Genomic DNA, 17,799 nt, shown 5'->3' with positions numbered 1-17,799 from the left:
TAAAACCACCATTATGACAGCCCAGCCAGCGAAGCACCAGGCCTGGTGGTTCGCTGGCAGCTTATAATGTTTTAAGCCCAGACTTGGCTTGCACGAGTTGACGAAACGCTTGCTCTAGTGTGGATTTAGGCGCGGCGATGTTCATGCGCATAAAGCCCGAACCCATTTCGCCATAGGATTCACCATCATTTAACCCAAGCTTAGCTTCATTAATCAGCCAGTTTTTCAGGACTTGATGATCTGAAAAAAGCCCGCGAAAATCCAGCCAAACTAAATAAGAGGCTTGCGGTCGAATCAGTTTAACTTGTGGAAAATGCTCGGCTAAAAATAACTGTAAACACTCAATATTGGTTTGAAAATGTGTCATTAGATCTCGCCTCCAGACTCGGCCTTCGGATGAATAGGCGGCTTCTAAAGCGATCATTCCAAATAAGTTCAAATCATCTATTTTGGCGCGCGCTAGAGTCTGTGCAAATGCCTCACGAAGTGTTGGGTTGGCAATAATCGCATAACCAATTTGTAACCCGGCTAGGTTAAAGGTTTTACCCGGTGAGCTTAAGGTAACGGTGCGCTGCGCGACTTCTTCCGAAATCGAGGCTAAGGGCGTGTGATGATAGCCGTCATATACCAGGTCAGAATGAATTTCATCCGACACCATGATCACATCATGTTTAAGGCAGATCTCGGCCATTTGGCGCAGTTCGCTACCTGACCACACGCGTCCGGCTGGATTGTGTGGATTACACAATAAAAACAGTCTCACCGATTGGCTTTTTATTTGGCGCTCAAATTCGACAAAATCAATTTGGTATTGATTCTGAACCAATACCAATGGCGCTAATGCGAGTTGTCGATCATTCAATTGTGCGGCTTGATAAAATGGTGGGTAAATCGGCGGTTGAATTAACACCGCATCACCAGGCCTGGTGAAAGCCTGTACTGCTAAAAATAAGCCATTCGCGACATTGTGCGTCAGCAGAATTTGCTCGGCTTGGATCGAATAGCCGTGCTGTGACTGCCAATCCACAATCGCTTGAAACATCGAATCGGGCATTTGGGTATAACCTAAAATCGGATGATTTAAACGTTGTTTGAGCGCTTCGATAATAAACGGCGGTGTAGGCAAATCCATGTCCGCCACCCACATCGGCAATACATCATCTCGCCCAAACACCGCCTGACGTGACTCGTATTTTTCAGCCTGCGTACCTAAACGTGAAATCGAATGGTTAAAATTAACCGTCATGTTTTAGCCTTTATTTCGTTTTCTTCCAAATCGTGACTTGCGCTAAAGTGTGTTGATATTTGCGCGCGGTTTCACGAATCACAAAGGCCAAATCAAACGGGTCGCGCAAGCGTTTAAAGTCAGAATCCAAAATACGGTGCAAACCTTCTAAGGTGGTGACATTTTCGCCCGACTGACTGTCCTTGTAACCGCCTAGCCAATTGGCTTTCAGCGTGTATTGCTCCGACCAAGAATAAGGCGACGTGATCAACAAGATCCCACCTGGGTTTAAACGCGCCGCTACGTCTTCTAGGAACTTAGCCGATTCGTATAAACGGTCGATTAAATTCGCTGCTACAATCATATCGTAACCGTTAAAGTGCGGCTTCATATTACTTGCGTCTTGTTGTAAAAATTGACACTTGTGAGCCTCAGCTTGCAAGCCGAGGTCGGTTAGGCTACGCTCTTTAAAGTCCATAATCTCGCCTTCGATCGGCAAGGTATATAAGACTGAACCTGTCTGCTTAAGTTGATTTGCGACCTGAATAAAGCGTGCCGAAAAGTCCAAGCCAGTGACTTGATCAAAATGCTTAGCGAGTTCAAAACTGGCGCGACCGACCGAACAGCCGACTTCTAACACGCTGAGCGAAGCCCGCTTAGACAAATCGTCATCCGACTGCGCCAGCTCAATCGCTAAATCCGCATAGGCTTTCGCGAAGTTGGCGACACCAAAGTTTTCATCACCATAATGAAATTCACAATACTGCGAGACCAGTGCATCGGTTTCGTAAGTCGAAAATTCGGTTTGTACCGGCGCATCCGATTCAATATAGCGAAAACCCGCGTGTTGAAAAAAGTGACGGCGAAACGCATAACGAGACGAACCGTTAATTTCATTGCCAGTTGAAATCCAACTGCCACCTTTAAACAAGTTATGTTGGTTGTCAAAAGTTGGGGTCGTAAAGTCATCATAGAGCGGATGCACTTTAAACCCTTCGTACGGATAGATCGGCGTCATGGTCCACTGCCACACATTGCCGATCACATCATAAAAACCGTTCATTTCACACTGATCGACTGGCACCGAGGAGGCGTATTTTTGCAAATTAAGATTGGCTTTATCTGTTTGATCTTGCGCTTGGGTATGATCGCGCAAACGCAAATATTCGTCTTCACTTGGCAAGCGAATCGGCCGTCCGGTTTGGCTGGCTTTCCAGTTACAAAACGCGGCGGCTTCCAAATAGTTGACCTCAACCGGCCAATTCCAAGGCATCGGAATTTCCTCGGTCATACAACGTAAGAACCAGGCCTGGTGGTCGCCTTCTGAACGGCTTAGCCAAAAGGTTGGGTGTTTGACCGGGCTAAACTGACGCCAGCGATCACCTTCCTCATCCCAAAACTCCGCACGTTCGTAGCCGCCGTCTTCGACAAACTCTAAGAACTCTTGATTCGACACTAAGTACTGGCTGGCCTGAAACTCAGACACTTGGGCGTGATGCTCACCGTACTCGTTATCCCAGCCATAATGTGGCGCTGGATCGTGATGTGCAATTTCAATGCTACCGGCGGGTACGGGCAATAAAGGGTTATGTGTGGGCGCTTCACCCTGGTCTGGACAAATAGGAAATAAATCAGAGGCTTGCACATAATCTAGACCCAGCTGACGAATCAATACCGATGACGTTTCCAAATGAATACGTTCGTGCTCAATCCCCATCATGATCGGCCACATCGGACTTTGCCAGTCAATCGGCAAGCTAAATTCGACTCGATCAATTAAATCGTTCACCGCTTCACGTACTTGGTTTCGGTAAGCCCGAACTTGTCCAACACTTGGCCAGTCGTAGTGCGCATCATTTAAATCATCCCACGACATTTCATCCACACCAATTGCGCACATCGACTCAATTTTAGGATTAATCCGCTTAGGCAAAAGTTTCGCTAGCACCAATTTATTGGTAAAGAAAGTGGCCGTATGACCAAAATAAAAAATCAACGGATGACGTAACGAACAAGGACGCGCGTAAAACGCCTCCTCGGTTTTTAACGTATCAAACAAGGACTCATAGCTTTCCCAAGTAAGGTTTAAATAACGTTTAATTTCAGTGCGTTTAGCGGCTAGTTCACCCCGATCTAAATATATTGGCTGACTGACCAAATCCTTTCGACTCAACATTCTTATTCCTAACTCAGCTTAATATTAATTGTTGGTTTATTTCACAACCCAATCTATACACATTCTATACACGTTAGATACATAAATGTATAAAATTTACTTGGAACCATCTTAAAATTTTAGAAGCAGCATCAAACTCAAAGCCGAGAAGCTGTCGATTTGAACGCGATCTAATGCCAAATCTGTGGCTAAATGCTCATAACCTACGTCAACGCTTAAATAAGGGTTGACTGAAAAATCGACACCGAGCTGATAGCCTGCCGCTAATCCGCCATCTGAATCTCGCCCAATCGCATCCGAATAGCGATACTGCGCATAACCCAGGCTCGCACCCACGTATGGCCGAACATGTCGATGTTGATCTAAAATCACATCGTAACCCAGCCCGTTAAAATTGGCTGACTGTTTCAAGCCTGACTCGTTTTGCCACATAAACAAGCCCTTGTAATAAACTCGATGCGTGATGTCTCCACGATAGTCATATCGTCCAGCCATTAAGCGCAAGCCCGGCAAATCAAAGTCCTCTCCTTGGCTGGTTTCAAGTTGCATATTTTGTGTACCCAGCAACACAAAATTTTGCGCCGAAGCCAACCCTGACCAAATCACCAACAAACCACTAAGAATCAGCCAGCGTTGCATATTCTGTACCCCTAAAATGTAATAACTAACCTAGTTAAAATCTATTATGTCAAATCTACCGACTCCTGCAAAACTATGTGTTCTGACAAGGTAAATTTACAGGCACAAAAAAAGGCGCAAAACTGCGCCTTTTTTTAAACCTAACCAGTTTTAAGTGTTCGACGGCAAAAATGGGTAGTCCGTATAACCTTCCGCGCCACCACCATAAAAAGTGGATGGATCGGGCTTATTAAGAGGCGCATTCAAGCGGAAACGTTCAACCAAGTCTGGGTTCGCAATGTAGCTACGTCCAAATGCAATCGCATCCGCCACACCGGATTTAACTGCGGCTTCTGCACTGTCGGCGGTATAATTGCCACACCAGATCAAGCAAGCTGAAAACGCCTCACGCAAGGATTGACGGAAAGCGTCGGTTAAAGGTTCGCCGCCCGCCCAATCTGGCTCAGCAATATGCAGATAGGCTATGCCACGCTGATTAAACGCCTTGGCTAAATACAGGGCGCTCGCTTCAGACTCATCATCCGCTATGTCATGCGCCACAAAGTTAGGCGATAAACGCACACCCACTTTATCCGCGCCGACGACCTCAATCACCGCATCCAAAACCTCTAAAATCAAGCGTGCGCGGTTCTCTAAACTGCCGCCGTAAGCATCGGTGCGCTGATTACTATTGGTCGATAAAAACTGATGCAATAAATAACCATTGGCCGCATGCACTTCAAAAAAATCAAAGCCTGCTCGTTTGCCACGCATGGCGGCTTGACGATATTGATCCACCAGGCCTGGTATTTCGGACAATTCTAAAGCTCTAGGTTTCTCACAAGTGGCCTGCTCTGGCGTGCCATCTGGGTGAATCACAAAACATTGACTATTTGATGCTTGAATCGCGGATGGCGCAACCGGTGCGGCGTTATTTTCCTGTAATAAAGAATGTGAAATACGCCCAACGTGCCAGAGTTGCATCGACATATGACCTTTCTTAGCATGAACCGCATCTACCACTTTTTTCCAACCGGCCTCTTGTGCGTCGGTATATAAGCCCGGTGTTAACGCATAACCCTGGCCTTGGCGAGAAACTTGGGTGGCCTCAGTCACAATTAAACCAGCCGTAGCACGTTGGCTGTAATACTCTGCATTTAACGCTTGTGGCACATCACCTGGCTGGCCGGCGCGCGAACGAGTTAGAGGGGCCATGAAAACGCGATTTGGTAAGGTTTGTTTACCCATTTTAAGTGGTGATAATAAATGCTGCATGTGAACTCCTTAAAAGTCTGACGAGGCGCTATTGAGCACCTCAGTTTGGAGAATCCGAGCCAAAATTCCCCTCAAGCTTTGATGCTCAAGGCGAATTGGCGAAAATGCCTAAATTAGTTACACAGATTATACACATCTTGTTCAGATATTTAACATTTAACCAAAGTTCAAACCTAAGCTTTGACTTTATAGTCTTAATTTTAGTGAATAATACAATCATCATAACAGGGCTTATTGATACTGAGGCTATAAACAAATTAAGACAAGAATGCCACTGGTAGGCTGTTTTCTAAACAAGATGATACGCCCCATATAAAACCATATTCTCAATATACGAGGCTCTATTAAATTTAGAGTTATGAACCAAGTATATTTTGGTGCATAATTTTTCCTTATTTGATCAATAACCCTTTTATACATGAGAAAACAACTATTTAATTTTAGGCACAATTTCCTATGAAACCGGAGTAGATATAAAAATCCAACCTAAATTATTAAATTTTTCTGCTTGTTTATTTTAAGAAATCAATTCCAGAATTTAAGTACCGCTGATTTGTAATTCTAAAATTTTTAATGTTATGGTGAATTTAATCATCAAACATAATGAGATGATTAGCTAAATAACTTGTAAATAATATTACAAGTCTAAGGAGGCCATTATGAGTATGAAAGAAGCTTACGAGAAAAAGTTAGAAGCACAATTAGACGAATGGAACGCAAAGATTGATGCACTCAAAGCAAAAGCGGACTCAGCCGAAGCAGAAACCCAATTAGCCTATTACAAAGAAATTGAAGAGTTACGTACCATGCAGCAAGCCGCTAACAGTAAATTAACTGAATTAAAAGAATCTGGCGATGATGCTTGGGAAGATTTAAAAGCTGGTATGGATAGCGCATGGCATTCCCTAAGTAACGCCGTCAAATCCGCCACTTCTCGTTTTGGCTAATCTGATGCCTTAAATAAGAGAACATTCAATCAAACAAATTAGGAGACTGTTATGCAAAACAATACTTTTATAATCGCATTAGTAACCGCCATGACTTTTGGTCTTTCACAGCTGGCTTATGCTGACAATCATAAGGAATCAGTAACAAGCCAGGACGTTAAAAAAGAGACTCAAGAGCTCATTAGTACACTTGGGAAATATACGGCTTCTCAACGGGACGAAGCAAAAAAGACCGCTGAAAAAGCCATGAATAAGCTTGATAGCCGTATTGAAGCCCTTGAATATCGTATTGACACCAATTGGGAAAATATGACTCAAGCCACTCAAAAAGAAGCCAAATCGAATTTAAAAGCATTACGCCAACAGCGTAATGAACTTGCCGAGTGGTACGGAGGCTTTAAGCATAGTTCTTCAGACGCATGGAGTGAAGTAAAAACCGGCTTCTCTAGAGCTTATAAAACTATTAATAGCTCGCTAGATAAAGCATTAAATGAATATGAAAAAAATGACGAATAGTTTGTGTTGATATATTTAAATATTCTAAGTCTAGACGATCTGTTTTAGACAAAATTGGTTGTTAACTTTCATTAAACTCTTCAAAGTTAACAATCAATTGATATCTAGTTTAATCACTTAAAAAAAAAGCTAAGGAGTGAAAATGTCTAATATAAATTATCACGAGCCCTTTGAAAAAATAAGCAGCAAAACACAAGATATGCATAGAGCACTATTAACACTAATCGAAGAATTGGAAGCCGTTGACGCCTACAACCAGCGCATAGAAGCAAGTAAAGATAAGACACTTCAAAATATTTTTCAGCATAATGCCGATGAAGAAAAAGAACATGCGGCCATGGCTTTAGAATGGATCCGTCGAAATGACTCTGTTTTTGATAAAGAACTCAAAAATTGGTTATTCACTGACAAAAAAATTGGTCATTAAATAAGCTAACATTCAAAATGTTTGTATCGCTTAATTTTTAATCAAGAGCAGGCTCCCTTTAGCTAGTTTGATCAATTTTTTTCAATGCTGGTGCGAGTATGTAAACCTTGCTTGCATTACCTTTAGTTACTAACAAACTCTAGTTGACACCCTTGTAGTGCAAGTACACGTCTTAAATCACTAAATTGCAACTCGGTCATCCGTTAGTTAAACTTAGCCAAGATTAAAATATTTACGCTTGCACCTAAGAAACAAAACACACAAATTATCAAACCTTTAATTTTTAGGCTCCATTATGCACTATCGTCTTTACCCGGTTGATCCTCTTACACCAGACACCGTTACGCCCTGGGATTTTGTATCCGATCAGGTGATGGGCGGCGGCTCGCAAGGACAAGTGGTGCAAAAGCAAGATAACGGAGCTTGGGTAACCTGTCTTCAAGGCCAAGTTAGCCTCGAAAACAATGGTGGCTTTATTCAAATGCAATTTGATTTATCGGCCGTGGATAACTTGGCCGATTATGATGGCATTTATATGACATGGCGCGGCCCGGCACCGGCCGTGGCAGCCCATTTAAAAACGAGTGAACTACGCCAGCCTTGGCAATCTTATAAAAACAATGTGTTTCCATCCACTGATTGGCGCACCGATTATTGGCGCTTCGAACAGTTTGCGCCTTATCGTACTGGCATTCCAATCAACCTAAAGTACGTGACTCGATTTGGGCTATTAGCGATTGGACAGCCCGGAGCGGTAAACTTGTGCGTGCAAGAGTTTGGACTTTTTAAGCACTAAATAAAAACAAAGCCCTGCTTGGCAGAGCTTTGGATGCCTAATTTTTATTTAGTTTTTGTTAGCTCATCATAAACACTTTGCGCATTACGAAGGTAAAGCTGACTGTACATTGGACGATGATGATACTTAGGCATATCCACCGCTTTTTCAAACTCCGAACCGCTTAAACCTTGGCTTAAAGCGTGATCGACTGTAACTTTAAGGTCTTCAAAATACTCATAAGTTTGCGCGATCAATTCCGATAGTGTGGTGGCGCCCCCGTGACCAGGAATCACTAACATCTTATTCACATCCGGTGAATGTTTTTTAGCATAGTTCACCATCCCTTCAAACGATGCCATCCATTCCGAATAAGATGAATCATCCAGCAGGCCTGGTAAACGTTCTACAAACCCTAAATCACCGGTAAATAAAATGTTTTTTGATGGAATAAATGCGCCTGTCATAGTGGGTGTGTGGCCGCCACCAAAGTTGATTAAATGAAACTCATCCGCTGTTCCTTTGTTAACAATCAATTTGTCATCAAAAGTTTTATAATGCGATCCAATATTTTGCGCGGCTTCCGCTAAAAAAGGGTTGTATTGATTGACTCGCCTAATCGCATTATCAAAGCCTTTTTTCTGCCAAAAATCGGCCGCTTCTTTCTGGGAATAAATATTTTTTACCCCTTGAGCATGCCAATAACTGCCACCTAGATTGGCGTGCGATTGATAGTTTTCCGCCGCCAGCCAAACAATGGGTTTATGGGTGTGTTTTTTTAAAGCTTGATGGAAACTATAAGCCACCGCCGGGTTAGAGCCGGTATTGTAAATAAATACGCCAGAATCCAGCTCTACCGCCGTAATATTGTTGTTCAAACCGTGATTTTCAAGCGTGCCCCACATCAGCGCACCCTTCACAAAAAATACGCCATCTCCTGCAATTTCAATGTCTGGAATACTCAGCTTTTTACCGATATAACCATGCTGTTTAACCAACTTCTCATATTCATTCGCATAATGGTTAAGAGATTGACTAAGCGCGGCATCATTAACCTGTGTGGCGTGTTGTTTAATCGGTTTTGACCAGCTGTCTTCATAAGAATTCGCGGTAGTCTGCATTGATACTGACAACCCCGCGCCAGCCAATACCAGACTAATAATGCGGTTTTTATTTAACTTCATGCTTATTCCTTTTTGCCTTAAAAACATAGTTGCAAACTATCGCATTTTCTGTCTCATTAAGATGAAAAAAGTATGGTTATATTTAAATTAGATTTTAAACAAAGCTTATAATCTGAGTTGCTGTACGTTATATAAATAGCTCTACATTCCAGATCATATAAAGGACGTTGTTTGGCAAAATACTTTGGGCAAATTTGGCACAACCTCAGCCTGCGCAAATTTCACCAATCTTTTAAAATAGTGTTTGACAGTCGACAAGCCCCTATCTATAATACGCCGACTTAAAGAATGGCTGCATAGCTCAGTTGGTAGAGCAACGGATTGAAAATCCGTGTGTCCCTGGTTCGATTCCAGGTGCAGCCACCATATATAGAGAAAGTCTTATTTGTCTAGTAAGGTTTTCTCGTACCGTATTGCGAGCGTGGTGAAATTGGTAGACACGCCAGATTTAGGTTCTGGTGCCGTAAGGTGTGAGAGTTCGAGTCTCTCCGCTCGCACCATCTAAAAAGCCCTGATTAGCGTCCCCCCACGCTTTTCGGGGCTTTTTCTTTTTATGATTTACTATCTACTTCTCTCTACCAAAGAGCCTGTTTTAATTGCTCTAATACCTCCGGCTCGCCGCTAAAGTAACCCACACCGTACATAACCTGATAGCCTCCACTCTGCTCGAACTCACGCTTTCCATAATCTACAAACTCGATATCCAGCGCATTAGTGACATCTTCTATGACAAAAATTAAGTTGGTTTTAAGCGCTTGTTGAGTTTTACCATAAGCGTAGATCGGTAAAGCGACTTGGTTTTTAGGGTGATTAAGCTCGAGTTTTAAACTTTGGTATTTGGCTTTTAAGCCTTCAAAGCTTTCATCAATGGGCGAAGAGTTCTCCTCATCTAGATCGAGCTCTGACTCAGTTTCGGGATGATGAATATCTACGGGTGTCCGACCGGATACGCCACCGCCTTTGCCACTTGCGCCCAGCCGAGTGTCATAATATTCGATGCTAATGTATTTGGGGGGCATACGCATACTTGCCAGAAAGGCCGCATCCATCAAGTCCTGCAGAGTTTCTTCACTGAGTTCATAACTGGCTGGAATCAATTGCATAGCAATGCGGATCAATTCGTAAGCCCCATCTTGTCGAACCGCACCCAGTTCTTCTCGTATTTCTTGGCGATCCATTTCTCGACCAGTACGTAGATCATAAAACTTAACGCCTATATATTTGGGAGGTATCCGCATATTTGCGGTCACGGCGCCATCAAATAAACCCGCTGCATCGTCTGGATTTTGCAAAAACATTTGGATAATGTCGAGCGCATGGCGTGGTGGCTCGTTGCTGGCCTGCACCAGGCCTGGTAGCCAGGCAATGCTGACTAAAATCACACTGTTTAAAGTCTTTGCGAAGCGTGTCATGATTTGATCCTTATCACCAGGCCTGGTGGTTAATTCCATTAAATTATTACTGTTATTATAACGGCCAAAGTGCGTTTAATGCTTTGATAAATCGACTTTAATTAGGTTAATACGCATTCGGCTTTGTTCAACGAAAGATCGTAGTTTTTGTTAAAATGAACAACTCGTAACAAATTTTATTTTTAGAACCTAGGAGTTGGCCATGCCTTTATTAGACAGTTTTCGCGTAGATCACACCATTATGCCCGCACCAGCGGTGCGCGTGGCTAAGACCATGACCACCCCAAAGGGCGATACTATCACGGTATTTGATTTGCGTTTTTGCCACCCAAACAAAGAAATTATGGGCGAACGCGGTATTCATACTCTAGAGCATTTATTTGCTGGCTTAATCCGTGAACACCTAAATGGCGACGGCGTTGAAATTATTGATGTATCACCAATGGGCTGTCGCACTGGGTTTTACATGAGCTTGATTGGTACGCCAGACGAAAAGCGCGTGGGCGAAGCCTGGAAAAAAGCCATGCAAGATGTGCTGAAAGTCGAAAAAGAGGAAGATATTCCAGAACTGAACGTTTATCAGTGCGGTACTTGCAATATGCATTCATTAGATGAAGCCAAACAAATCGCACAGGGCATCTTAAAAAAAGAAATTGGTGTAATGCGTAATGAAGACCTGCTATTAAGTGAAGATAAATTGCGTGAGCTAGGCAACGCTGTATGACCATCGGCATTATTGGCGCGATGGAAGAAGAAGTCATTCTTCTGCGCGAACAAATCCAAAACCTTAAAACCCAAACACTCGCAGGCTTTGAGTTTTATAGCGGCCAACTATCTGGACGCGATGTGGTTTTATTACGCTCCGGTATAGGCAAAGTCAATGCTGCGATGAGCACGACTTTGTTAATTAACCATTTTAACCCACGTGCCATTATTAATACTGGCTCAGCTGGTGGTTTTCATACCGATTTAGAAGTCGGCGACATTGTGATTAGTAATTCGGTTTGTCATCACGATGTCGATGTCACACCGTTTGGTTATGTGCATGGTCAAGTGCCGGGGTTGCCCGCTTGTTTTGTGCCAGATCGTGAATTGATTAACAAAGCCAAAGCCAGCATTGAAGCCCTTGGCGAGGTCAGCCATATGCATGGATTGATCGCCAGTGGCGACCGTTTTATGCACTTGGTGGAAGACGTCGATACCACACGCGGTAAGTTTCCTGAAATGATTGCCTGCGAAATGGAGGCCGCCGCGGTGGCACAGGTCTGCCATCAATTTGAGGTACCATTTGTGGTCATCCGTGCTTTATCGGATATTGCCGGTAAAGAGAATGTGGTGGCCTTTGATGCGTTTTTGGCTAAAGCCGCCGACCATTCCACCCGCGTTATTTTACAAATGATTAAACAGTTTGATTAAGGAATAAACATGAGTCGAATTGGCACGCCGTTTTCGGCCACCGCCACTCGCGTGATGCTCTGTGGAGCCGGTGAGTTGGGTAAAGAAGTGGTGATTGAATTACAACGCTTGGGTGTAGAGGTAATAGCGGTAGATCGTTATGCCAACGCGCCCGCCATGCAGGTCGCAGACCGCCATCACGTGATCAATATGTTGGATGGCCAAGCTTTACGTGCCCTCGTTGAGCAGGAAAAACCTCACTATATCGTGCCGGAAATCGAGGCCATTGCGACAGATACCTTAGCCGAATTGGAGTCAGAAGGTTTCCATGTCGTGCCCAGCGCTCGCGCGACCCAATTGACCATGAACCGTGAAGGCATTCGCCGCTTAGCCGCTGAAACTTTGGGCTTACAAACATCAGCCTACGAATTTGCACAAACTGAAGACGAGTTTATCCAAGCCATCGCCAAAATTGGTATGCCTTGTGTGGTCAAGCCGATTATGAGTTCTTCAGGCAAAGGCCAAAGCGTGATTAAAACCCAAGATCAAGTGCACCAGGCCTGGTTATATGCGCAAGAAGGTGGCCGCGCCGGTAAAGGCAAGGTGATCGTTGAGGGCTTTGTTGATTTTGACTACGAAATTACTCTGCTCACAATTCAACATAAAAATGGTGCCTCGTTTTGCGCACCTATCGGGCACATCCAAATTGATGGAGATTACCGTCAATCTTGGCAACCACATGCGATGTCAGCAAGCGCACTGGCCAAAGCCGAACAGATGGCTGAAAAAGTAACCAGCGAATTAGGCGGCTGGGGGTTATTTGGCGTCGAGCTCTTTGTTAAAGGCGATGAGGTTATCTTCAGTGAAGTCTCCCCACGCCCACACGACACCGGCTTGGTGACTTTAATTTCACAAGATTTGTCGGAGTTTGCTTTACATGTGCGAGCCATTCTAGGTTTACCGATTCCCAACATTAGCCAACACGGTCCATCGGCTTCGTGTGTGATTTTACCCGAAGGCCAATCCAGCCAAACCGCGTTTGCAAACTTAGATCAAGCGCTCGCAGAACCAGATACCCAACTGCGTTTATTTGGCAAGCCTGAAATCAATGGCCGTCGCCGCATGGGCGTGGCGTTAGCGCGCGCACAAACCTTAGAGCAAGCGATCGAGCAAGCCACGCGTGCGGCCAACGCTGTGCAAGTGCAATTTTAATCCAGCACCAGGCCTGGTGTTTGGCATAGTTAGTGCTTAAACCTCTGTGTTTTTTATAAAAAATACAACCCCTTAGGGGGTAACACACAGGGGAATAATATGATTAACTCAAGCGTATATACAGAATCGACTGATCAGGCGATGCTGCAAGAATACACGCGTGATCCGGAAGTAGAACAGGTTTTAGCGGATAATCCGCGTAAAACTGTATTACTTTTGCTTCAAGGTGCAGTAGATAAAGGCACTTTAGCCAAGGTTTGCCACGATGCCAATTCGTTAGTGGAAAAAGGCTTTCACCTTGGTCGCATGACCACCATTATTGATGCGTTGCGTGATCGCTTGTACCTAAGTCAAGAAACGCCTTTGGCCTTTGACTTAGAAGCCTTATATCGCTATGCCGATCAGTGCGTGCAAGATGCGGTGTATGAAGCGGATACAACTCAGCTAGACAGCGCCGTTGAAGTCATGACGGAGTTGCGTGATGCTTGGTACGAAATGCTAAAAACCACAGGTGAAATGGAAGCGGGTCAATAAACCGCTTTTATTCAACTGGTATTGCAAACCCCCAAGCGGCAAGAATTTGCCGCTTGGGGGTTTTTTGTTTAAGACTTTGCACTCAGTGGTAACGAAACTCTAAAGCAGGTTTTATGAGTTTCATTGGCAAGTTCAATCTCACCGCCATGCGCCTCAACAATTGAGCGTGTGATCGCTAAACCTAAACCTACCCCACCATCATTTGATCGCGCCGACTCAACCCGATAAAACCGATCAAATAAATGCGAACGATGCTCTAACGGAATTTCGACCCCTTCATTGGTGACTTCAATAATCGCATGATGATCAACCTGACTTAAAGTGACATCAATCTCTGATCCCGGATCCGCATAGCGAACTGCGTTTGACATTAAGTTGGCTAAGGCGCGACCTAACATCACCGAATCCCCTTGCACCACAGCATCGCCTGCTAACTTTATTTGAATGTTTTGTTCACTCGCTAATAGTTGGTAATAATCAATCACACGTTGCGCTTCACTCGCCAAATGCACCTGTTCATGCAAGGGGATTAAAGTACCTTTATCGGCTTTGGCTAAAAACAACATATCACTGATCATGCGACCTAAGCATTCAAACTCTTCAATATTCGAGGCTAGTACATCTTGATACTCCTCAACACTTCGCGCTTTACTTAAAGCCACCTGTGATTGAGTTAACAAGGTATTCACCGGTGTGCGCAACTCGTGCGCAATATCGGCTGAAAATTGCGAAAGACGTTGAAAAGAGGCTTCGAGTCGATCCAACATCGCGTTAAACACACCAGCAAGCTCTCGCAACTCAGCGGGTAAGTCTTGTAACATGATACGTTCACCGAGATGTTCGCTCGAAACCTTTGAAGCCAATGCCGACATACGTTTTAAGGGCTTTAAAGCGCGTTTCATTACGATCCAACCTAGGCCCGTCATCAATAACACCGCTAAAATCAAACTGACCCATAAAATTTGCAAAAAGTACTGCATAAAATGATCATGATGATCGATGTTAAGTAAGGCTAAAACTTGCCATTTAGAAGTGGTTTTCTCGGTATGAAATAAACCTCGGTAATGATGTTCTCCCAAATGAATACTGATTAATTTGCCAGCCTCTAACTGATCCCAAGAAATATCATATAGATCGACATTAGAGGCATAATATGGCTCATTTTTACTGTCAAATAAAATAAATTGCCAACCTAGCTGGCGCGGTAATAAATAATCCAACTCCCCCGTTAGCAGCACGGGATCTGAGTCAGTTTCGGTCCGTTCTAGTTGATATTGAATTTGTTGATGTTTAAGTTGAAGTTCGCTTAAATCCATTTCTTGAAAATGGTGATCGACGGCTTGACTAAGCACGGCACCTAAACTGATTAAAACCACCAAAGTAATAATCGAAAAAAACCAGACTAAGCGACTAGTAAGTGAAGTTTTCATTGGGTCTGATCCTCTAATAAGTAGCCCATGCCACGTACGGTATGAATGAGTTTGGGTTCGAAGCCTTCATCGACTTTGGATCGCAAACGCTTTATCGCAACCTCAACCACATTGGTATCGCTATCAAAGTTCATATCCCATACTTGAGCAGCGATTAAGGTGCGGGGCAATACCTCACCTTGACGACGTAACAAAAGCTCCAGTAATGCATACTCTTTTGGGGTTAAGTCTAAACGTTGCCCATGACGTGTGACCTTGTGGGCTAATAAATCCATTTGCAAATCGGCCACACTTAACTGATCTTGAACGGCTGTGTTACCGCGCCGTGCCAAAACTCTGACGCGTGCTAATAACTCGGCAAAAGCAAATGGTTTAACTAGGTAATCATCCGCCCCCAACTCTAAACCTTTTACTCTATCTTGAACCTGATCGCGCGCGGTTAAAAATAAAACTGGCCAAGCGCAGCCTTGTTTTCGTATGGCTTGCAGCAATTGCCAACCATCCAGGCCTGGTAACATCACATCCAGTATGGCCAAGTCAAATTGATCTTCTAAGGCGAGGTGTAATCCATCCAAACCGTCTCTGGCCAAACTCACGTTAAACCCGGCTTCTGTTAGGCCTTGTTTTAGGTAATCTGCCGTCTTGGCTTCATCTTCGACGAGCAATATTTTCATATGGATGCGGGCTTCTTTGTTCAATTCAAATATGTACTATTCAATTATAGACCTCCCAAAAAATTATTGCAGATTACAAATTTGTAATCTTTCTGTCAGCTTGATGACAGGCCGCAAGTCCTATACTGCGATCGACATTAAAAACAAGAGGTTTAATGATGCACACACAAATTTCACGACGTCACTTATTAAGAAGCGCGATGGCTGGTACAGCCGCAGTCGGTTTATCGCCTTGGGTTAATAGCGCTTGGGCTAATCCCAAAATCACCCAACTAGGCCATGCGCCCACTTTGTCAGGCACCGAAATTGACTTAGTCGTAGATGAAACACTGGTTAATATGAGTGGCAAAGACCGTATGGCCGTCACCATTAACGGCTCGTTACCCGCACCGACTTTACGTTTTCGCGAAGGGGATACCGTTACGATTCGTGTAACTAACCGTTTACAACAAGATACCTCGATTCACTGGCACGGCATTATTTTGCCATTCAACATGGACGGCGTACCAGGCGTGAGTTTTCCGGGCATTAAACCGGGAAAAACCTTTACCTATGAATTTACGCTAGAACAGTCGGGTACCTATTGGTATCACTCGCATTCCGGCATGCAAGAACAACAAGGCATGTACGGTGCAATGATTGTTGAACCAGCCATGCCGGAACCGATTGAGTTTGATCGTGAGCATGTGATTATGCTGTCAGACTGGACGGATGAAAATCCGCACCGGATTGTCGAGAAGCTCAAAATTAAAGGCCATTACTACAACCGTAATGAACCCACTGTATTCGATTTTTTCAAAGACGTAAAAGAGCTTGGTTTTGGTGGCGCAATGCAAAAACGCGAAATGTGGAATCAAATGCGTATGTCGCCAACCGATTTAGCCGACATATCTGGTTATACCTATCAATATTTAACCAATGGCACCCCACAAAAAGCCAACTGGACGGGCTTATTTAAAGCGGGTGAAACCGTACGTTTACGTTATATCAATAGCGCGGCCGCGAGCTTTTTTGATGTGCGGATTCCGGGCTTAAAAATGACCGTAGTACAAGCGGACGGCCAAAATGTAGAGCCAGTTGAAGTGGATGAGTTCCGCTTTGGTCCAGGCGAAACCTATGATGTATTAGTCACACCTGTAAAAGAGGCTTATACCCTATTTGCCCAGTCGATTGACCGCAGTGGATTCGCACGCGGCACCTTAGCCACTCAAATGGGGATGTCGGCGGATGTGCCTGAAATGGATCCGGTGCAATGGCTAGAAACCCAAGACATGATGGGCGCGATGAATCATGGCGCCCATGGTGGCCACGCCGGTCATGATATGGGCGGCGATACGATGGATCATAGTGCTCATGAAATGGCGGCTAATACTCAAACCGATCACAGTGCACATGGAGCGCACGATGCCCATGCTGGTCACACTATGGCCGAGAACCCATTAGCCAAACCCAGCCAACAGGTTCGCCATTCAAAACATGAGTACGGTGCCAGCGTAGACATGAGGGTCGACACCCCCAGAACCAACTTGGATGATCCGGGGATTGGCTTGCGCAATAACGGTCGTCGCGTCTTAACCTATGCCGACTTACGCACACTCGGCGGTCCTCTAGATCCACGTAAACCCGAGCGTGAAATTGAGTTGCACTTAACCGGCAACATGCATCGCTATGTTTGGTCTATAGATGGGGTCGAATATGGTAAATCTGAACCTATTCCTTTTCAGTTTGGTGAGCGCATTCGCGTGATTTTACATAACGATACGATGATGACCCACCCCATGCACTTACACGGCATGTGGAGCGAGCTGGAATCGCCAGATGGTGAGTTTTTAGTGCGCAAGCACACCATCAGCGTACAGCCTGCTCAACGTGTGTCCTTTTTAGTGACAGCAGATGCGCTGGGTCGTTGGGTATGGCATTGCCACATTATGTATCACATGGATACCGGCATGTTTAGAGAGGTGGTGGTCTCTTGATAGGAGACCTCAAATGACACGCC

Annotated in this window: 17 protein-coding genes and 2 tRNA genes; 11 read left to right on the top strand and 8 right to left on the bottom strand. The window is 44.4% G+C overall.

Going from position 1 to position 17,799, the window contains the following annotated elements; all coding sequences use genetic code 11:
- Positions 1-61: 61 nt before the first annotated feature.
- The 4 genes from N746_RS0101090 to N746_RS0101075 all read right to left on the bottom strand — a co-directional run bounded on the left by N746_RS0101090 (position 62) and on the right by N746_RS0101075 (position 5,294).
- The gene (locus N746_RS0101090; RefSeq protein ID WP_029933517.1) at positions 62-1,246 is read right to left on the bottom strand and encodes a MalY/PatB family protein; all 1,185 of its coding nucleotides are present in this window, start codon (positions 1,244-1,246) and stop codon (positions 62-64) included.
- 10 nt (positions 1,247-1,256) lie between these two features.
- The gene (gene ovoA, locus N746_RS0101085) at positions 1,257-3,401 is read right to left on the bottom strand and encodes a 5-histidylcysteine sulfoxide synthase (RefSeq protein ID WP_029933516.1); all 2,145 of its coding nucleotides are present in this window, start codon (positions 3,399-3,401) and stop codon (positions 1,257-1,259) included.
- A gap of 111 nt (positions 3,402-3,512) precedes the next feature.
- On the bottom strand, positions 3,513-4,040 hold the full coding sequence (locus N746_RS0101080; RefSeq protein ID WP_029933515.1) for an outer membrane protein: 528 nt from the start codon (positions 4,038-4,040) through the stop codon (positions 3,513-3,515).
- 150 nt (positions 4,041-4,190) lie between these two features.
- Positions 4,191-5,294 (bottom strand): alkene reductase, encoded by a 1,104-nt coding sequence (locus N746_RS0101075; protein WP_029933514.1) that lies wholly within the window; start codon positions 5,292-5,294, stop codon positions 4,191-4,193.
- A gap of 659 nt (positions 5,295-5,953) precedes the next feature.
- On the opposite strand from N746_RS0101075, the gene N746_RS0101070 reads away from it, so the two are divergent.
- From N746_RS0101070 to N746_RS0101055, 4 genes are all read left to right on the top strand, one after another.
- Positions 5,954-6,241, top strand: a complete 288-nt coding sequence (locus N746_RS0101070) for a sll1863 family stress response protein (RefSeq protein ID WP_029933513.1) — start codon at positions 5,954-5,956, stop codon at positions 6,239-6,241.
- Positions 6,242-6,292: 51 nt separating this feature from the next.
- Entirely contained in the window at positions 6,293-6,757 is a 465-nt protein-coding gene (locus N746_RS0101065) for a sll1863 family stress response protein (protein ID WP_038125814.1), read from the top strand.
- A 142-nt stretch (positions 6,758-6,899) separates the two neighbouring features.
- On the top strand, positions 6,900-7,184 hold the full coding sequence (locus tag N746_RS0101060) for a ferritin family protein (protein ID WP_029933511.1): 285 nt from the start codon (positions 6,900-6,902) through the stop codon (positions 7,182-7,184).
- Positions 7,185-7,479: 295 nt separating this feature from the next.
- Positions 7,480-7,980 carry a CIA30 family protein gene (locus N746_RS0101055; RefSeq protein WP_029933510.1) on the top strand — a complete coding sequence of 167 codons (501 nt, stop codon included), beginning with the start codon at positions 7,480-7,482 and terminating at the stop codon, positions 7,978-7,980.
- A 44-nt stretch (positions 7,981-8,024) separates the two neighbouring features.
- On the opposite strand, the gene N746_RS0101050 is transcribed toward N746_RS0101055, so the two are convergent.
- Entirely contained in the window at positions 8,025-9,143 is a 1,119-nt protein-coding gene (locus tag N746_RS0101050) for an MBL fold metallo-hydrolase (protein ID WP_029933509.1), read from the bottom strand.
- A gap of 290 nt (positions 9,144-9,433) precedes the next feature.
- Between N746_RS0101050 and N746_RS0101045 the strand changes: the two genes are divergently transcribed.
- Positions 9,434-9,509 (top strand) — tRNA-Phe (locus N746_RS0101045).
- Positions 9,510-9,558: 49 nt separating this feature from the next.
- Positions 9,559-9,643 (top strand) — tRNA-Leu (locus tag N746_RS0101040).
- Between the two features lie 75 nt (positions 9,644-9,718).
- Here the strand turns inward: N746_RS0101040 and N746_RS0101035 are convergent.
- Positions 9,719-10,555: a hypothetical protein gene (locus tag N746_RS0101035; RefSeq protein ID WP_029933508.1), complete on the bottom strand. Its 837-nt coding sequence runs from the start codon at positions 10,553-10,555 to the stop codon at positions 9,719-9,721.
- Between the two features lie 202 nt (positions 10,556-10,757).
- Between N746_RS0101035 and luxS the strand changes: the two genes are divergently transcribed.
- From luxS to N746_RS0101015, 4 genes are all read left to right on the top strand, one after another.
- Positions 10,758-11,279 carry an S-ribosylhomocysteine lyase gene (gene luxS / locus N746_RS0101030; protein ID WP_029933507.1) on the top strand — a complete coding sequence of 174 codons (522 nt, stop codon included), beginning with the start codon at positions 10,758-10,760 and terminating at the stop codon, positions 11,277-11,279.
- Positions 11,276-11,971, top strand: coding sequence for a 5'-methylthioadenosine/S-adenosylhomocysteine nucleosidase (mtnN, locus tag N746_RS0101025; RefSeq protein ID WP_029933506.1), 696 nt, complete (start codon positions 11,276-11,278; stop codon positions 11,969-11,971). Before luxS ends, mtnN begins: the two co-directional genes overlap by 4 nt.
- 9 nt (positions 11,972-11,980) lie before the next feature.
- A complete protein-coding gene (gene purT / locus N746_RS0101020) occupies positions 11,981-13,162 on the top strand; it encodes a formate-dependent phosphoribosylglycinamide formyltransferase (RefSeq protein ID WP_029933505.1) in 1,182 nt (393 codons plus the stop codon).
- Between the two features lie 99 nt (positions 13,163-13,261).
- On the top strand, positions 13,262-13,696 hold the full coding sequence (locus N746_RS0101015; RefSeq protein WP_029933504.1) for a flagellar export chaperone FliS: 435 nt from the start codon (positions 13,262-13,264) through the stop codon (positions 13,694-13,696).
- Between the two features lie 68 nt (positions 13,697-13,764).
- Here the strand turns inward: N746_RS0101015 and N746_RS0101010 are convergent, their stop codons facing one another.
- Together N746_RS0101010 and N746_RS0101005 are read right to left on the bottom strand one after the other, a co-directional pair.
- On the bottom strand, positions 13,765-15,126 hold the full coding sequence (locus tag N746_RS0101010) for a heavy metal sensor histidine kinase (protein ID WP_038125810.1): 1,362 nt from the start codon (positions 15,124-15,126) through the stop codon (positions 13,765-13,767).
- A complete protein-coding gene (locus N746_RS0101005; RefSeq protein WP_029933502.1) occupies positions 15,123-15,800 on the bottom strand; it encodes a heavy metal response regulator transcription factor in 678 nt (225 codons plus the stop codon). The genes N746_RS0101010 and N746_RS0101005 overlap by 4 nt, the downstream gene beginning before the upstream one ends.
- A 155-nt stretch (positions 15,801-15,955) precedes the next feature.
- Here N746_RS0101005 and N746_RS0101000 point away from each other — a divergent pair, with 155 nt between their 5' ends.
- The gene (locus N746_RS0101000; protein ID WP_029933501.1) at positions 15,956-17,776 is read left to right on the top strand and encodes a copper resistance system multicopper oxidase; all 1,821 of its coding nucleotides are present in this window, start codon (positions 15,956-15,958) and stop codon (positions 17,774-17,776) included.
- Positions 17,777-17,799 lie beyond the last annotated feature (23 nt).

It is taken from the genome of Thiomicrospira pelophila DSM 1534 (genome assembly GCF_000711195.1).
GTDB classification, from domain to species: domain Bacteria; phylum Pseudomonadota; class Gammaproteobacteria; order Thiomicrospirales; family Thiomicrospiraceae; genus Thiomicrospira; species Thiomicrospira pelophila.
This window is presented reverse-complemented; position numbering and strand designations above follow the sequence as displayed.

What these genes read in the sequence shown, in the direction of transcription:
- N746_RS0101090 (WP_029933517.1), bottom strand. Translation starts at nt 1,246, where the DNA reads ATGACGGTTAATTTTAACCATTCGATTTCACGTTTAGGTACGCAGGCT.
- ovoA (WP_029933516.1), bottom strand. Translation starts at nt 3,401, where the DNA reads ATGTTGAGTCGAAAGGATTTGGTCAGTCAGCCAATATATTTAGATCGG.
- N746_RS0101080 (WP_029933515.1), bottom strand. Translation starts at nt 4,040, where the DNA reads ATGCAACGCTGGCTGATTCTTAGTGGTTTGTTGGTGATTTGGTCAGGG.
- N746_RS0101075 (WP_029933514.1), bottom strand. Translation starts at nt 5,294, where the DNA reads ATGCAGCATTTATTATCACCACTTAAAATGGGTAAACAAACCTTACCA.
- N746_RS0101070 (WP_029933513.1), top strand. Translation starts at nt 5,954, where the DNA reads ATGAGTATGAAAGAAGCTTACGAGAAAAAGTTAGAAGCACAATTAGAC.
- N746_RS0101065 (WP_038125814.1), top strand. Translation starts at nt 6,293, where the DNA reads ATGCAAAACAATACTTTTATAATCGCATTAGTAACCGCCATGACTTTT.
- N746_RS0101060 (WP_029933511.1), top strand. Translation starts at nt 6,900, where the DNA reads ATGTCTAATATAAATTATCACGAGCCCTTTGAAAAAATAAGCAGCAAA.
- N746_RS0101055 (WP_029933510.1), top strand. Translation starts at nt 7,480, where the DNA reads ATGCACTATCGTCTTTACCCGGTTGATCCTCTTACACCAGACACCGTT.
- N746_RS0101050 (WP_029933509.1), bottom strand. Translation starts at nt 9,143, where the DNA reads ATGAAGTTAAATAAAAACCGCATTATTAGTCTGGTATTGGCTGGCGCG.
- N746_RS0101035 (WP_029933508.1), bottom strand. Translation starts at nt 10,555, where the DNA reads ATGACACGCTTCGCAAAGACTTTAAACAGTGTGATTTTAGTCAGCATT.
- luxS (WP_029933507.1), top strand. Translation starts at nt 10,758, where the DNA reads ATGCCTTTATTAGACAGTTTTCGCGTAGATCACACCATTATGCCCGCA.
- mtnN (WP_029933506.1), top strand. Translation starts at nt 11,276, where the DNA reads ATGACCATCGGCATTATTGGCGCGATGGAAGAAGAAGTCATTCTTCTG.
- purT (WP_029933505.1), top strand. Translation starts at nt 11,981, where the DNA reads ATGAGTCGAATTGGCACGCCGTTTTCGGCCACCGCCACTCGCGTGATG.
- N746_RS0101015 (WP_029933504.1), top strand. Translation starts at nt 13,262, where the DNA reads ATGATTAACTCAAGCGTATATACAGAATCGACTGATCAGGCGATGCTG.
- N746_RS0101010 (WP_038125810.1), bottom strand. Translation starts at nt 15,126, where the DNA reads ATGAAAACTTCACTTACTAGTCGCTTAGTCTGGTTTTTTTCGATTATT.
- N746_RS0101005 (WP_029933502.1), bottom strand. Translation starts at nt 15,800, where the DNA reads ATGAAAATATTGCTCGTCGAAGATGAAGCCAAGACGGCAGATTACCTA.
- N746_RS0101000 (WP_029933501.1), top strand. Translation starts at nt 15,956, where the DNA reads ATGATGCACACACAAATTTCACGACGTCACTTATTAAGAAGCGCGATG.